Consider the following 14,828-nt stretch of genomic DNA (forward strand, 5'->3'; position numbering starts at 1 on the left):
CCATGTTGATGAGCCTGCTGACCGTCTTGCTAAGCCTGCTGACCGTCTTGCCGGGAGCCGTTTCCCAGGGAATCATCTGGGGCATCATGGTGCTGGGCGTCTTCATCACCTTCAGGATGCTCGACATCGCCGACCTCACCGTGGACGGCAGCTTTGCCCTGGGCGGCTCGGTGGCTGCCGTCGTCTCGGTCAATTTGGGGCTCGACCCGCTCGTGGCCATCCTGCTCGGCATGCTTGCGGGCGTCGCCGCCGGCTTGGTGACCGGCATCCTGCACTCCGTGCTCGACATCCCCGCCATCCTCGCGGGAATCCTCACGCAGATCGCCCTGTGGTCCATCAACCTGCGCGTCATGGGCAAGTCGAACACGCCGCTGCTCAACGTGGACACCGTGTTCACCCGCCTGGCGTCGCTGCTGGGCGTGTCGCAGGTGATGGCCACGCTCATCATCGGCATCGTGTGCGCCACCGTGGTCATCCTGCTCATGTACTGGTTCTTTGGCACCGAGATCGGCTCGGCGCTGCGCGCCACCGGCAACAACGAGGACATGTGCCGGGCCCTCGGCATCGACGTGCGCGTGACCAAGCTCATCGCGCTCGCCTTCTCCAACGGCCTCGTGGGCCTCTCCGGCGCCCTCATCTGCCAGAGCCAGAAGTATGCGGACATCAACATGGGCACGGGCGCCATCGTCATCGGCCTGGCGGCCATCGTGATCGGCGAGGTGCTGGGGTACTTTGCCAAGGCCTTCGGCAGCAAGCTGGTGGCCGTGGTGGGCGGCTCGGTCATATACTTCCTCATCCGCGCGCTCGTGCTGCAGATGGGCCTGGACGTCAACGACATGAAGCTGCTCTCCGCCGTGATCGTCGCCTTCGCCCTCGCCATCCCCGTCATCGCGAAGCGACACAGGATACGGAGCGGGTACCGAAGGGACACGGCGAGTGCCATGAGGGAAGCGCCCGACGCGCCCGCCATGCCCGAGCAGGCCGATGAGGGAGGTGAGCGGTGATGCTGGAGCTCAGGCACGTCACCAAGACGTTCAACCGCGGCACCGCCAGCGAGAAGCCCGCCCTCACGGGCGTGGACCTCACGCTCGACGACGGGGACTTCGTCACCATCATCGGTGGCAACGGTGCGGGCAAGTCAACGCTGCTCAACATGATCGCAGGCGTCTACCCGCTCGACAGCGGCCAGGTGATCCTAGGTGGCGTCGACATCAGCATGCTGCCCGAGCACGCGCGCGCGAAGTATCTGGGCCGCGTGTTCCAGGACCCCATGCGCGGGACCGCCGCCGACATGGAGATCGTGGAGAACCTGGCGCTCGCCAAACGTCGCGGCGCACGTCGCGGGCTGGCCTGGGGCATCACCAGGGAGGAGCAGGCGGAGTATCGCACGGCCCTCGCCTCGCTCGACCTGGGGCTCGAGGAGCGCCCGACGGCCAAGGTGGGCCTGCTCTCCGGCGGCCAGCGCCAGGCCGTCACGCTGCTCATGGCAACGCTCCAGAAGCCACGCCTCCTGCTGCTCGACGAGCACACGGCGGCGCTCGACCCCAAGACCGCCCAGAAGGTCCTCGACCTCACGCAGCGGCTCGTCGACGAGCACCACCTGACCACGCTCATGGTGACGCACAACATGAACGACGCCCTCCGCCTGGGCAACCGCCTCGTCATGATGAACGAGGGCACCATCATCTACGACGTCGCGGGTGCGGAGAAGGAGCGTCTCACAGTGGCCGACCTGCTGCAGAAGTTCGAGGATGTGGCGGGCAGCGAGTTCGCCAACGACCGCGTGCTGCTGTCGTAGCCACGCCGGGGCGGCTGTTGTGAGCTTGTGGGTGCCAATCGCACGCATGTGGGTGCCAATCGTCGCGTGTGGGTGCTTTTCTCCCGTTCTGGCTCCTCGCGACCTGGGATTTTGTCGGCCTCTTTCGGGAGAAAGACACCCACGCGAATCGATTGGCACCCACACGGTTTAAGCCGCATCGAATCTGAAGTCGTGCATGTTGAGACAGGTTTCCGATCTGCATGGCGGCAGGACCGTCATCACATCCCGACCGGCACGGCTGAGCCAACCGTTGGCCAGGACCGTCCCTCCCGAGCCACTCCTCTCAGGGAGTATGCTAGGTGTGGCGAAGCGTGGACGAGGGCACGGGCGCCATCCCTTACCCGGTCCTGACCACTCCTTACAAAGCGATTACACGTGTCGGATGCGTCTGGTGAGGGCGCACCACACGGACATGGCAGACAGCGAGTCCGCCGACGACCGCGTGCCGCCGTCCTAGCCACGCCAGCGCGTCGTGGCTGCGGGGAGGGTCACCACATCCCCTCGCGGCGTCCCCTGGCGAACTCGTCATCCAGTCGGGCGAGCCGTACGCGACAGTCGTCGATGACCTCCTGCAGGCGATCCTCCGCCTCGCGGCGCCGTATGTCGCGACTGCGCCCCTCGTCCTCGGCAGCGCCCTGGAACCATCTCAGTTGGGCAGCCGCGGCATCGACCTTTGCCATGAGGGAGGCCGGGAGCAGCCCGGAGGCGACGCGCTCGCTCACGCCGAAGAGCTCTTGGCCCGTGAGGGACGCGGCCTCCTCCACGCGCTCGGCAAGTCTCTTGTCCTCGTCGCGCATGGCGTCGAGCTCGCGCTCCAGCGTGCTGCGCCGTGCCACACCCTGCCGGCCGATGGCCTCCCGCCTGTGCCCATACTCCACTCTGTTCATCGGTGCCCCTAGAGCGTCCGCGCGCGTATGTCATCCACCACGTGGAGCGCGCCGTCTGCGGCGACAAGCGCCTTCGCGTCTGCCTCGACGAGCTCGGCGAGCTTGGCCGACGCCGCCTCGGCGACCTCAGCCAGACCGTCATGGTCGCTGCTGCCAGGAACCGGAGCGAGGGAGGAAAGGCGTGTCACTTTTGCCTGGGTTCTCCCCACCTCGGCCTGAAGCAGGTCGCCCGTCGCGGCCTCGGCGGCCGCCTCACTGGTGCGTATGGTCCCCTCTGCCATGAGGTCCCTCCGTTCCCGCTCGTGCGTCGCTAGTTGCCGGCAAGCTCCCTCTCGAACTCGTCGTTTTCCTATGTGGTCGTGGGATTATCGTGCAGGAATATCTTCACCGGATAGCCCAAAATGTCGGAAAACTTCTTCTCATAGGCAGGGATGACCTCGTTCTGGATGTAGAAGTGCCACTCGGTGTCGTCCCGTTCGTAGATCTCGTTCCTTTCCTCAACACTGAGCGACTCATCACTCAGTCTCCCATCCTGGAAGGTAAGCCACAGAACAAGACAGCGAGCCGGAGCCGGATCCGCCAAGTCATCCTTTACGTTGCCACTCCCGACATCATAGTACCAAGTCAAGGCAACCCCACTGCTACTCTGCCAAACGTGCTCGCCCTCGTAGCTCGTGAGCTCCTGGTAGGTACGCGCGGCGAGGACAGCGAGCGCCTGCCTGCCCTCATCCGTGTCGAGCGATTCGGTGCGCAGAGCCTCTATGTCCTCCTCCGATAGGCGCTCGATGCGCAGGTTGCTCCTCAGGTAGAGATAGGGGGAGGAGAGGTGCGAGCGGCTGCGGAACCACTCGCAGAGCGTGCGCGCCGGATCGCCGGACCTCACGTCGTAGCCCGGGATGCCCCTGACCTCGAGCTCGGCATCGAGGCTCTGCATGTCGAGCGCCTGCTCCAAGTAGAGCGACAGGGCCCGGTCGTACTTCCCCTGGAGCTCGAGATAGCCCAGGTCCGGTCCGTCGTCCCTCGAGCAGATGCCTCTCTCCTTCGCGAGCTTGAAGTCGTAGTCGTAATCACCGACTCCTCTCCCAAGGAGCGCAAAGCCCTCGAACTCATTGGTCTGACCATCCGTAGACCCTATGCGCATCGTCGTTTCCATGGAATCCTCCCCGCCCTCCGTGATGAGGAGCCTCACAAAGATGGCCCCCAAGACCACAACGGCACAGAGCACCAACGCAAGCAGCACGCGCCCGTGTTCTCTCCTCATGTTACTCATAGTCCACCGTCTCATACGCAATGGTGTCATCTGGCCCATAGTCCTGCGGATCCACGTAATAGCGCTTCCCCCAAGAGGAGACGATGATCCTACCCTTGTCGTCAACACCAAGCACCGTGACGGCATGACTGCCCTCTGGATTAGGGTACTTCTCTCCCGTCTCGCAGTCGTACATGTACAAAGGCGAAATTCTCAGAACAACATGCCGATGGGTAATCTTCCCGACTAAGAGAGTGAGCGCTATTGCAACTACGCCGAAAGAACCTTTCACACTTTTTGATTGAGACATGTGGACAGTGATTCCATACGTCTTCAACCAGCGAGTAAAGCGATACTTTCGGTCACCGGGTGAGGTACCCCTCCCTTGAGTGCTGGAGGGGTCCTCATTCGGATCCATCTCGTCCCCACCATTCGGCCCAGGGTTGTGGTTGTCTTGGCTCGCATAATAGTCGAGCAGTAGCCAATCCTTAACACATTCGTCCGGCACTTCGTCGGGAATGCCAAATTTGGTACGCAAGTCTGGGATCGAGTACTCCTGCATGAGCGTGTTGATATCGGCTACGTAGCCGCACCCCTCATCGCTAAGCTTCTCAAGATAGTCAGAAATCTGCTTGTCAGTCCAGTCCGGATGCTCCTTCCGTATGCGCTCCGATATCCATTTTCTTGCCCGTGCGCGCTTCTCGGGATCCTTATCCCACCACAGGTGATACAGCTCTGCCTGGTCGCCGTCCTCGCCCTCTGGGAGGTCCTGCATAATCCCGTTCGAGTCTTTCTGCGCGTCATCCACCACCGAGGCTGCGCCCACATAGAACGTCGAGGACTTGGCCGCATACTCCTCCACGAGGCGTATCTTGCGCTCGTACTCGGCTGCCTCCGCCTCCTTGAGCTGGCGCATGCTGTCGCACACACGCCGCCATGGCTCGCCGAGCGGCCCTGCCCAGGAGAGGTCGTCCGAGCGCTCGCCCCACTCCTCAGCGCCCCCCGAGCGTGCGAGAGCTCGTCGGCGAGGTGGTCGGTGTCCACGCTGCCGTCGGGCTCGGAGGGCTCGAGCAGCGCCGCGGCATCGAGTTTCCTCGCACAGCCCTCCGAAAGCGAGCGCAGAAGAGACGCCTGGGACCTGACTAACGGCGCGCGAGAGGCGATGCGCCCACGCAGGGCACTGTAGCCCTCGCCCTCCAGACCGAGGGGGGCTGGGTCGAAGGCCTCGAGGCGGGCCTCGAGACGCTCGGCCTCCTCGGCCTTGACCTCCCACACCCCCACGTTCCTCTCGAGGGCATCCTTGAGACCGACGATGTCAATCCTCATGCCGTGTCACTCCCTTGGATAGGCCTTGGACGTTGACCATGCATATATAGTCTATCACGGTGGCCGGCCTGCTGCAGGAGTCCAGGGACGTGATGGGCAGCGAGTCCGCCGACGACCGCGTGCCGCCGTCCCAGCCACGCCGGCGCGGCGCCTGGCCCGCAGGGTGGGTCAAGCTGCGGCCGCGCGACGTTGCGCCCCGCGGCTGCGTACTGTGGGTGCCAATCGCACGCATGTGGGTGCCAATCGTCGCGTGTGGGTGCTCTTCTCCCGTTCTGGTTCCTCGCGACCTGGGATTTTGTCGGCCTCTTTCGGGAGAAAGACACCCACACGAATCGATTGGCACCCACAGGGCCTGGACCTCAAAGGAAAGGAAAGGGACGCCGAGGCGCCCCCATGAAGCCGTATGGTGGCCTCCGCCACGATGCCCTCCTTGTTCCCTCTCGCATGTCGCTATGCGCCGGCAAGCTCCCTCTCGAACTCATCGTTTCCCTCCTTGGTCATGGGGTTGTCGTGCAGGAAGATGTGCACGTCGTAGCCAAGTGCGTCGGAGAACCTCCCCTGGTAGAGAGGAATGACCTCATTCTGGATGTAGAAGCGCCGGTCCAGGTTTCTGCCGTAGATGTCGTTCCTCTCTTCCACGCTGCGCGACATGTTGAGGATGACGTGCTTCCCCTTGCATAGGTCATCCTTCATTGCATCCATCCCTCCAGGAATGTTTACTGGACGGGGAAGCGACACACTGGCATTGATGCCATACCCCTCAAGCCAACGGTGAAGGCGATACTGCTCGTCAAAGAAGTTCATGCCCCTCCCGTCCGTCTCTTTGGGATCCTCGTGCTCGTCGTACGTGTCCTCCCCCCACGACCACGGCCAACGGCTGGGGTTGTGGTTGTCCCGGCTCGCGTAGTAGTCGAGCAGAAGCCAGTCCTTCACCTGGCTATCGGGCACGTCGTCCGGAATGCCGAACCTCTTGCGTAGATCCGTAATCGAGTACTGCTGCATCAGGGCATTGATGTCGGCCGCATAGTTGCAGCCTTCATCATTGAGCTTCCAAAGAAAGTCTTCAATCCTATTATCAATCTGGTCACTGCCCCAGTCCCACTCGGGATGGTATTTCCTCACAAGGTTGCGAATCCAGTCCAGCGTTGCCTGGGCTTGCTTCCGCCTTTCCTCATCCCTGCCATACCTAAGCGTGTTTTGCGCATTGACCCACAGGTGATGCAAGGGCCGTGAGATCAGCTGGAAGGCCCTGGAGCACTACAGAAGACACACAAGCGAAAAGAGACCATCCTCCCAGGTCATCACAGGGAAAATGGCCTCTTAAAGTGCAAAGGTCAGAATATGTCCACGGCACGTTCCACGGGCTGCCGAAGTCCCATGCGGACTCCTTCAGCTGGAGGTACAGCTACAAAGATTCTGCAGATGCATACACAGAGCACCTGCATGGGATGTGCCTCATGCAGGTGCCACTCTCCGGAATCGCCGCGATCGCCACGGTGCAGCTAAAGTTGCCTAAGCTACTTACAGTTCAGGAGACCTAACTATGCTGCAAATACTCAGCCATTAATTGCTATTCTCGCTCTTGGAGTCGAGTGCATCTTTTGCCTTTTCACCCAACTCACTTGCTGTGTCCTTTATATCCGATGCGATCTCTTTAGTTTTTCCGACTGCCTTATCCATGATTCCCTCTGCCTTCAGGGAATCATCACCTGTCGAATTTCCAACAGCCTCTTTTACCTTGCCTTTTACTTGATCTGTAAATCCTTTATCAGTCATCTTGTTCTCCTTAGGGGAATATATACTAACTTTATAGTTTTGCCTCTCCTTTCTCTAGGAAAACTCATTGTGTAATGGTACTGGAAGTAAATCGGACGATCAAGCTTTTCAAGTATATGGGACCTCGGACATTTTGCCGGACCAACCGTCTATGCCGCATAGCCCAGTTCCTGTCTGTGCCGTCTGATCGTCTTCCATCCTGTCGACTTCTTCAGCCTGGCGTCACGGTACTACTCGATGTAGGCGTCGAACTCCCTCGAGAACCTCTCGAAGGGGACGCCATCCAGCCCCCGCCCTCGAAGAGGTCGCTCTCGAGCGTGCCGGAGGACGGGCCAGGGGAGGGCGCATGTCCGGCACGGAGCAAAGGCGGGTGGCGGTAGAGGCCCTCGTCGAGTTCGGACCGAGCGCGCGAGAGCTCGTCGGAGAGGTGGTCGGTGTCCACGCTGCCGTCGGGCTCGAAGGGCTCGAGTAGCGCCGCGGCATCGAGGTTCCTCGCGCAGCCCTCCGAAAGCGAGCGCAGAAGCGACGCCTGAGACTTGGCAAACGGCGCGTGAGAGGTGACGCGCTCACGCAGGGCACTGTAGCCCTCGCCCTCCAGACCGAGAGAGGCTGGGTCGAAGGCCTCGAGGCGGGCGGCAAGACGCTCGGCCTCCTCGGCCCTGGCGTCCCACACCCCCACATTCTTCTCGAGGGCGTCCTTGAGACCGATGATGTCAATCCTCATGCCGTGCCGCCCCCTTGGACGAGCCCTGGACGTTGACCGCACATGTATAGTCTATCATGGTGGCTGGTCAATCGCAGCAGTTCTAGGGCATGACCGGCAACGAGTTCGCCAACGACCGCATGCTGCTGTCGTAGCCGAGCCGACGCGATGCCTTGTCAGTAGGGTCAACCTGCCGTCCCGCGACGTCGTGGGTCGCGGCTGTGGGTGCCAATCGCACAGCCAGAGGTCATGTGAGTGCCATTCCCCACCCGTGTGGGTGCCTTTCTCCCGCCAGGGGGCATGTGGGTGCGATTCGCTGCATGTGGGTGCGATTCGCATCCTGCCGCTTCCGCTGACCTGGGACTTTGTCGGCCGCGTCCGGAAGAATGACGCCCACACGAATCGATTCGCACCCACACGGGTGGAGAAAGGCACCCACACGGCTTAAGCCCCAAGAGAGGGAACGTCGTATGTGGCAGCGGCCTCCATTCCTTGGGCCGCCCCGGTATCTAGCCCTTGCAGACGTAGCCGGTCGCGCGGCCCGCGCCGACCTTCTCGACCCTGCCGTGCGCAAGCAGGTCGTGGCGCGCGCGTTCGATGATCATGAGCGAGATGTCGGGGCATTCGCGCGCGATGTCCGACTTCGCCGCCTTCGTTGTGTCATCGGGTCTGAAGCTGTGCGTGTCGTGTCCTCTCTATCATAAGCTAGGTAGCTGAGCCACCCCCTTGGACGTTAACCATGCATACACAGCCTACCAAGGTGACCGACCCCAAGTATGCCACTGACCACACGCAATGCCTCAGCGGCTCACCTCAAGGAGGGTCCTGCCGCCTTGGCTGATCGTTGCCTGCGGCGCCGGGTCGAGGCGCAGGTCCACATGCAGGGTCTCTCCCCCACGGCCCGTCGCGTCATAGGAGTAGCTGCGGTTTTTGAGATGAGTGGGCCGCGTGGTGGCATGGGTGAGCCAGGGGTTGCTCCGGCGCAGGCCGATGAGGCGCCGGCACAGGCCATACATCCGCTCCCCCTCTGCCGTCATCCAGGTTGGGGCGGCAGGAAAGGCGGGACGCACCGCATCGTCGCCGCCCAGGCCCTTCGTCTTGACGCCCTGCAGGGCCTGCTCGTCGCCGTAGTAGAGGCACGGGACGCCTCCCACGGTGAGCAGGATGGTCACCGCCAGGGCGGCCAGGTCGTCGCCGACCATGCTCGCTATGCGCGTCACGTCGTGGTTGCCCACGAAGGTGAGCGGTGCGAACGTCCCCATGCAGGCATTATGCCGCTTGAGGCACCAGTCGAGCTCGAAGAAGTTGCCATCCTTGAGCGAGCTCCAGATGGCCTTCCACAGCTCGTACTGCGTCACCGCGTCCATCCCGGAGCGCCGCACGATGGTTGCGTAGTCGCCATGGATGACCTCGCCCACGAACCAGGCGTCAGGAAATGCGCGCCGCACCTCGGGCAGGACGCGGGCCCAGAAGTCGGGCGGCACAGCATAGGCCGCATCGAGCCGCCATGCCGAGACACCACGGCGCATCCAGTGAAGCATGACGTCCCGTACGAGGTCCGCGACCTGCTGCGAGCTGTGGTCGAGCGCCGGGAGCTCGCGGAAGCCCTCGAACGTCGCATAGTCCGCGGACCCATCGGGACGGCGCGTGATGGAGAACAGGTCCTCGTGCCCCCGTCCGGCGAGGGCGTCCTGGAACAGCGGGTGGCTGCGCCCCACGTGGTTGAACACGCCGTCGAGCATCACGCGCAGGCCCCGCTCATGACAGGCGGCGACAAGGCGGTCGAAGGTCGCGTCATCGCCGAGGCGCGGGTCAATGTGGAAGTAGTCGGTGGTGTCGTACCCATGGGTCTCGGAGGCGAACACCGGGTTGAGCATCAGGCCGCTCACGCCCATGTCGGCGGCATAGTCCACCCATGCGGCCAGCCGGTCGAGCCGGGGTGTCAGTGCGCGCTCCCCCTCCGAGGCCGGGCGCACGGGCGCGCCGCAGAAGCCCAGCGGATACACCTGCCACCAGATGGTGCCCTCGTTGATGTCGTTGCCCATGGATGCCTCCCGATGTCCCTCGCCAGCCTGGTGCATCCGCTCGAATGGCCAGGCCGTCATGTATACCGTTCGGTAGATACTATACCGTACGGTATAGACAAGGGCAAGTGGAAATCATGCGATTCCCCGCCGGTCGACTCGGCCGCTGGCGGGACGGACCTGCAGCCCCTCTCGATATATACTGCTCCCATGGGAAACGAGACCAACAGCAGAGACGCCATCCTCGGCCGCGCCCTGGAGCTGTTCGCACGGCGGGGCTATGACGGCGTTGGCGTCGCACAGGTCGCCGAGGCGGCAGGCGTCACCAAGCCGACGCTGTACTACTTCTTCCACAGCAAGGAGGGGCTGCTTGCAGCCGTCCTCGAGGAGCAGTACGCCTCGTTCAACCATGCCTTGGCCGAGGCGTGCGTCTATGAGCCGCACCCGCATGAGTATGGGCGCGACGTGCGCCCGGCCCTGCTGCGCGTGGCACAGCTCTACTACTCAGCCGCCAGGACGAACACCGACTTCTACCTCCTCAGGCTGTCCCTGTCCTTTGCCCCGCCCGACTCCGCGATCACCAGGATGGCGGAGCCGTACATGCACGAGCAGTACGCCATCGTCACCCGGCTGTTTCACGACATCGGCGCGTGTCATGGGGGTGTGCGTGGCCGGGAGCTGTCCTGTGCGGCCCACCTCGTCGCCATGCTCAACGCCGACGTCGCGTTCTGGCACCAGGGCAGGGGGAGCCTGGATGACGACCAGGCCGAGGCAACCGTGCGCCAGTTCATGCACGGCATCTTCTCGTAGGTCGGAAAGACTCGCATCATGCGGACGACGTCAGGATGGCCTGTCCGAATATCATGATGGGCACCATTGCTTGACTGACTGCCTCCCAAATTTGCGAGGCAGGTATAGAAGACGAGGTCATGAGCGGCCGGCGAGGCAGACGGGCGGGCCGGTCGCATTCTCCCTGCGCTTCCCCCATACCCGTACGCTCGTCGTGGGATCTGCCACGTGCAGCGTGGAGAGCTTCCTTGCCGGAGAGCACGAGCTCTTCGCCATCTGATGGTGCAGACGCCTGCCCCAAGGGTCTGGACCCTCTTGCCGTGCGCAAAAGGGGACAAGGGGGCCGGACCGACGCTCGTCTGCGCCAGCCCAGCCCCCTCGAAGACACGCGCACTGTCAGACGCCCTATGCCACCTCACGAGCGTCCGACAGGCTATCCAGGATCCTCTCGTCCTTCCGCTCCCACTTGGGCATCGGACGGAAGAGCTGGAAGAGCATGGCGGCCAGGAGCACGAAGGCCACGACCGTCCAGAGGCCAAAGCTCCCGAAGGCGACGAGCTCATAGAGCTGGTTTATGAGCAGGCCGATCACCCAGCCGAACACGCACTCGTAGCCGATGGCGAAGGCCGTCCACCTGCCGGAGTCCATCTGCCGGCGGATGGTGCCCATGGCGGCAAAGCACGGTGCGCAGAGCATGTTGAACGCCACGAACGCGCACATGGCGCCCACGTGCAGCGTACCGCCCACAGTGAACATGTTGGCAAAGCCCTGCCACATGGTGACGGCGTTCTCGCTGGCGTCGGAACCTATGCCGTACAGCACGCCGAACGTGGAGACGAGGTTCTCCTTGGCGATGAGGGCCGAGACGGACGAGGCCGTCGCCTGCCAGCTGCCAAAGCCCAGGGGCACGAAGATCCAAGCCAGGGCGTTGCCCACACCGGCGAGGAGGGAGTAGTCCATGAACTCCTTGGGCACGCCCTCCATACCTGGCAGGAAGCCAAAGGTTCCCGGACCACCATCCCAGCCGCCGATGCCGAAGTTGGACAGGAACCAGATGCCCACGGCTGCCGCGAAGATGATGGTCCCGGCCTTCTTGACGTAGGCAGAGACGCGCTCCCACACGTGCAGGAACCAGGAGCGGACGGAGGGGACGTGGTAGTCTGGCAGCTCCATCACGAAGGGCACGGGCTCGCCCGCGAAGGGCCTGGTCTTCTTGAGCATGACGGCGCTCACGATGATGGCGACGATGCCCATGAAGTAGAAGAGCGGGGCCACCCACCAGGCACCGTTGTCCGCACCGATGAGCACGCCCATGACCAGGGCAATGATGGGCAGCTTGGCCGAACAGGGGATCATGGTGGTGAGCATGGCGGTCATGCGGCGGTCACGCTCGTTCTCGATGGTCTTGGTGGCCAGCACGCCCGGCACGCCGCAGCCCGAGGAGACGATCATGGGAATGAACGACTTGCCCGAGAGGCCGAAGCGGCGGAACACGCGATCCATGACGAAGGCCACGCGGCTCATGTAGCCACAGTCCTCAAGGAGGCACAGGGCGACGAAGAGCACGAAGATCTGTGGGATGAAGCCCAGGACGGAACCCACACCGCCGATGATGCCGTCAACGACGAGCGACTGCACGACGTCGGACGCGCCGGCCTCGGTGAGCCAGCCCCTCACGGCGTTGGGCACGGAGTCCACCCAGCCCTCGTAGTCGTGCTGGTCGGGCTCGGGCGTGTCGAGCGCGGTCTCGAAGTCGTCGAGCGTGACCGAAGGAATGGTGTCGAGCTCCTGTCCCGCGGCGAGGACGGGGTTGCCGTCGGCATCCTCCTTGTCGATGATGTTGCCCTCGGTGTCGAGGAAATTGCCGTCATCGTCCGTTATGGGGACGTCGGTCGCGGTGATGCCCGCCTCCTCGGCGGCAGCCTCGAAGTCCTCGATGGTAGCCTGGTCATCGTCTGTCTGGGGATCGGCGTTGATGGCGTCCTGGACGCCCTCGGTGTCCACGCCCGCGTCGGCCGCGGCGGCAAGGTAGCCCGAGATCTGGTCGGCGTAGTGGTTGTCCTTCCAGGCGTCATCGGCCTCCTGCCATTGCGCGGAACCGCTGGCGCTCACGAAGAAGCCGTCGGAGAACAGGTTGTCGTTGACCCAGTCGGTCGCCGGCGTGCCCACGGCCATGAGGGCGAACCAGTACACGAAGACCATCACCGCGATGAAGATGGGCAGGCCGAGGATGCGGTTGGTGACCACCCGATCGATCCGCTGCGAGCGCGTGAGCTGCTTGGGGGCCTTCTTGACGCAGGCGTCCATGACCGTGGCGATCCAGTCGTAGCGATCGGAGGTGACGATGGACTCGGCGTCGTCATCGCGATCCTCCTCGACGGCGGCGATGAGGGGCTCGATCTGGTCAAGCTGCCGTTGGGAGAGCTTGAGGGGCCTCATGGCCTCCACGTCGCGCTCGAACACCTTGACGGCAAACCATGTGAGGTGCTCGGCATCACAGGAACCCTTGATGATGTCGGCAATGCGGTCGAGGGCAGCCTGGACCTCGGGCGAGAAGCACCTGACGCCCTTGGGCGCGACACCCTTCGCGCCCGCCGTGACGGCAGCCCTCACGAGGGCGTCGAGGTTCCTGCTGTGCAGCGCGGAGACCTCGAGCACGGGGACGCCCAACATCTGGGAGAGTCGCTTGGCGTCGATGACGTCGCCACGCTCCGTGAGCAGATCGCACATGTTGAGGCCCACGACCACGGGAGCTCCCGCCTCCAACACTTGCGTCGTGAGGTAGAGGCTGCGTTCCAGGTTAGTGACGTCGACGAGGTTGATGACGGCGTCGGGACGGTCGTTCACGACATAGTCGCGCGAGACGACCTCCTCGGGCGAGTAGGGTGAGAGGGAGTAGATGCCCGGGAGGTCCACGAGGGTGACGTTGCGATCGGCACGCCAGCTGGCCATCTTCTTCTCGACGGTGACGCCAGGCCAGTTGCCTACGTAGCCGTTCGAGCCCGTGAGCTCGTTGAACAGGGTCGTCTTGCCACAGTTGGGGTTGCCCGCGAGAGCGATGTTGATCTGATCTGCCATTAGTCGCGCGTCACATCCTTCACGTCGATGCACCCGGCCTCGTCCTTGCGCAGGGAGAGCTCGTAGCCACGCACCGTGACCTCGATGGGGTCACCGAGCGGGGCTACCTTGTGCACCAGGACGCGCGTGCCCTTGGTGAGGCCCATGTCCATGATGCGGCGCTTGATGGCGCCGGCGCCATCAAGCCGTGCCACCGTGGCACTCTCCCCCACCCTCACGTCTCTCAGAGTTGCCATTGTTCAACTTCACCCTTCATTCATGCCGTAGATAGACTCTCGGCCCGTTACAGAACGCCTGTGTGACGCCACGTGAGTCACGTCAGTATAACCAATCGTCCGGCCTAGGTCGTCACGATGCGCATGGCCATGTCGCGGCCGATGCCAAACGTGGCGCCCTTGACGCTCACGACCATGTCGCCCGAGACGCGCGAAACCACCTTGACGGGTGCACCAGGAACAAATCCCAGCTCAAAGAGGTGCTGGCGGAGATCCTTGCCTCCGCGCACCTTGAGCACGGTCGCCGTCTCGCCTGCGCTCACCATGGCTAGCGGCAGCTGGGCGCCCTGTGCCTGCACGACCTTCTGTGTCGGCTCATGTGCCACATTGTCTACGACAGCCTCCATGGTCATCTTTCCCTCCCTACGACGCAGCAGTCATATGTAGTATAGAGCTAACTGTCTCGTTGAGGAGTGAGTTTAACAACTTCGGTAAACTTTCATGGAGAGATGGGGAGAGGACACACGGTTGCCGTGGGTGCGGTTCGCTACCCGTGAGTGCGACTTTCCTCGCGCGGCCTTACACAACCTGCACCTTTATCGACCCGAAAGAGGAGAAGGGCACCCACGGCAGGACGAGACCCACAAGGACAAGACCTCGTGCCGCATGGCATGGGTCACGTGCCTGGCGTCGTGTCCTGTGGCAAGCAACGTGGCCGCATGCGCATCGCCCTCACCTGCGACAGAGGCCGCAACGTGCCGGGTTGCCAGAGGACAGAGGCCTGGCGCGCCCCTGTCCCTCTCCTCTCGGCCCATCGTGCCACGGTCTCCCCTCTCCCCTCGGCATGGCCTTGCGCGACAGCCTGGGGTCGGAGATGGGATGGCCCTGCGCGTAGGGGCACAGGGGTAGGCAAGGCCTTCCCACGGCCATATGAGGAGGGGAGCGTGCCCTTACAGCATTCC

Annotated in this window: 14 protein-coding genes; 3 read left to right on the forward strand and 11 right to left on the reverse strand. The window is 63.2% G+C overall.

Annotated elements, in window-relative coordinates; genetic code table 11:
• Positions 1 to 35: 35 nt before the first annotated feature.
• Together J2S71_RS00370 and J2S71_RS00375 are read left to right on the forward strand one after the other, a co-directional pair.
• Positions 36 to 1,004 (forward strand): ABC transporter permease, encoded by a 969-nt coding sequence (locus tag J2S71_RS00370; protein ID WP_370873228.1) that lies wholly within the window; start codon positions 36 to 38, stop codon positions 1,002 to 1,004.
• Complete coding sequence (locus J2S71_RS00375; RefSeq protein WP_040652004.1) at positions 1,004 to 1,798, forward strand: ABC transporter ATP-binding protein; 795 nt, start codon at positions 1,004 to 1,006, stop codon at positions 1,796 to 1,798. Before J2S71_RS00370 ends, J2S71_RS00375 begins: the two co-directional genes overlap by 1 nt.
• A 509-nt stretch (positions 1,799 to 2,307) precedes the next feature.
• On the opposite strand, the gene J2S71_RS00380 is transcribed toward J2S71_RS00375, so the two are convergent.
• From J2S71_RS00380 to J2S71_RS00415, 8 genes are all read right to left on the reverse strand, one after another.
• The gene (locus J2S71_RS00380) at positions 2,308 to 2,706 is read right to left on the reverse strand and encodes a hypothetical protein (protein WP_307388052.1); all 399 of its coding nucleotides are present in this window, start codon (positions 2,704 to 2,706) and stop codon (positions 2,308 to 2,310) included.
• Between the two features lie 8 nt (positions 2,707 to 2,714).
• A complete protein-coding gene (locus J2S71_RS00385; protein WP_307388054.1) occupies positions 2,715 to 2,987 on the reverse strand; it encodes a hypothetical protein in 273 nt (90 codons plus the stop codon).
• Positions 2,988 to 3,055: 68 nt separating this feature from the next.
• A complete protein-coding gene (locus J2S71_RS00390) occupies positions 3,056 to 3,976 on the reverse strand; it encodes a hypothetical protein (RefSeq protein WP_307388056.1) in 921 nt (306 codons plus the stop codon).
• The gene (locus J2S71_RS00395; protein WP_156901043.1) at positions 3,969 to 4,871 is read right to left on the reverse strand and encodes a hypothetical protein; all 903 of its coding nucleotides are present in this window, start codon (positions 4,869 to 4,871) and stop codon (positions 3,969 to 3,971) included. Before J2S71_RS00395 ends, J2S71_RS00390 begins: the two co-directional genes overlap by 8 nt.
• 860 nt (positions 4,872 to 5,731) lie before the next feature.
• Positions 5,732 to 6,403: a hypothetical protein gene (locus tag J2S71_RS00400; protein WP_307388058.1), complete on the reverse strand. Its 672-nt coding sequence runs from the start codon at positions 6,401 to 6,403 to the stop codon at positions 5,732 to 5,734.
• 441 nt (positions 6,404 to 6,844) lie between these two features.
• Positions 6,845 to 7,057 (reverse strand): CsbD family protein, encoded by a 213-nt coding sequence (locus tag J2S71_RS00405; protein ID WP_040652014.1) that lies wholly within the window; start codon positions 7,055 to 7,057, stop codon positions 6,845 to 6,847.
• 211 nt (positions 7,058 to 7,268) lie between these two features.
• A complete protein-coding gene (locus tag J2S71_RS00410; RefSeq protein ID WP_307388060.1) occupies positions 7,269 to 7,781 on the reverse strand; it encodes a hypothetical protein in 513 nt (170 codons plus the stop codon).
• A 779-nt stretch (positions 7,782 to 8,560) separates the two neighbouring features.
• On the reverse strand, positions 8,561 to 9,805 hold the full coding sequence (locus tag J2S71_RS00415) for an alpha-amylase family protein (protein ID WP_021726683.1): 1,245 nt from the start codon (positions 9,803 to 9,805) through the stop codon (positions 8,561 to 8,563).
• A gap of 189 nt (positions 9,806 to 9,994) precedes the next feature.
• On the opposite strand from J2S71_RS00415, the gene J2S71_RS00420 reads away from it, so the two are divergent.
• Positions 9,995 to 10,594, forward strand: a complete 600-nt coding sequence (locus tag J2S71_RS00420; RefSeq protein ID WP_021726726.1) for a TetR/AcrR family transcriptional regulator — start codon at positions 9,995 to 9,997, stop codon at positions 10,592 to 10,594.
• Positions 10,595 to 10,978: 384 nt separating this feature from the next.
• Here the strand turns inward: J2S71_RS00420 and feoB are convergent, their stop codons facing one another.
• The 3 genes from feoB to J2S71_RS00435 form a co-directional block, all read right to left on the reverse strand.
• Complete coding sequence (feoB, locus tag J2S71_RS00425; protein ID WP_021726696.1) at positions 10,979 to 13,651, reverse strand: ferrous iron transporter B; 2,673 nt, start codon at positions 13,649 to 13,651, stop codon at positions 10,979 to 10,981.
• Positions 13,651 to 13,887, reverse strand: a complete 237-nt coding sequence (locus J2S71_RS00430) for a FeoA family protein (protein ID WP_021726693.1) — start codon at positions 13,885 to 13,887, stop codon at positions 13,651 to 13,653. The genes feoB and J2S71_RS00430 overlap by 1 nt, the downstream gene beginning before the upstream one ends.
• Positions 13,888 to 13,991: 104 nt before the next feature.
• Positions 13,992 to 14,279: a FeoA family protein gene (locus J2S71_RS00435; RefSeq protein WP_021726743.1), complete on the reverse strand. Its 288-nt coding sequence runs from the start codon at positions 14,277 to 14,279 to the stop codon at positions 13,992 to 13,994.
• Positions 14,280 to 14,828: the final 549 nt, after the last annotated feature.

The sequence above is a fragment of the Olsenella profusa DSM 13989 genome (assembly GCF_030811115.1).
Classification (GTDB): domain Bacteria; phylum Actinomycetota; class Coriobacteriia; order Coriobacteriales; family Atopobiaceae; genus Olsenella_F; species Olsenella_F profusa.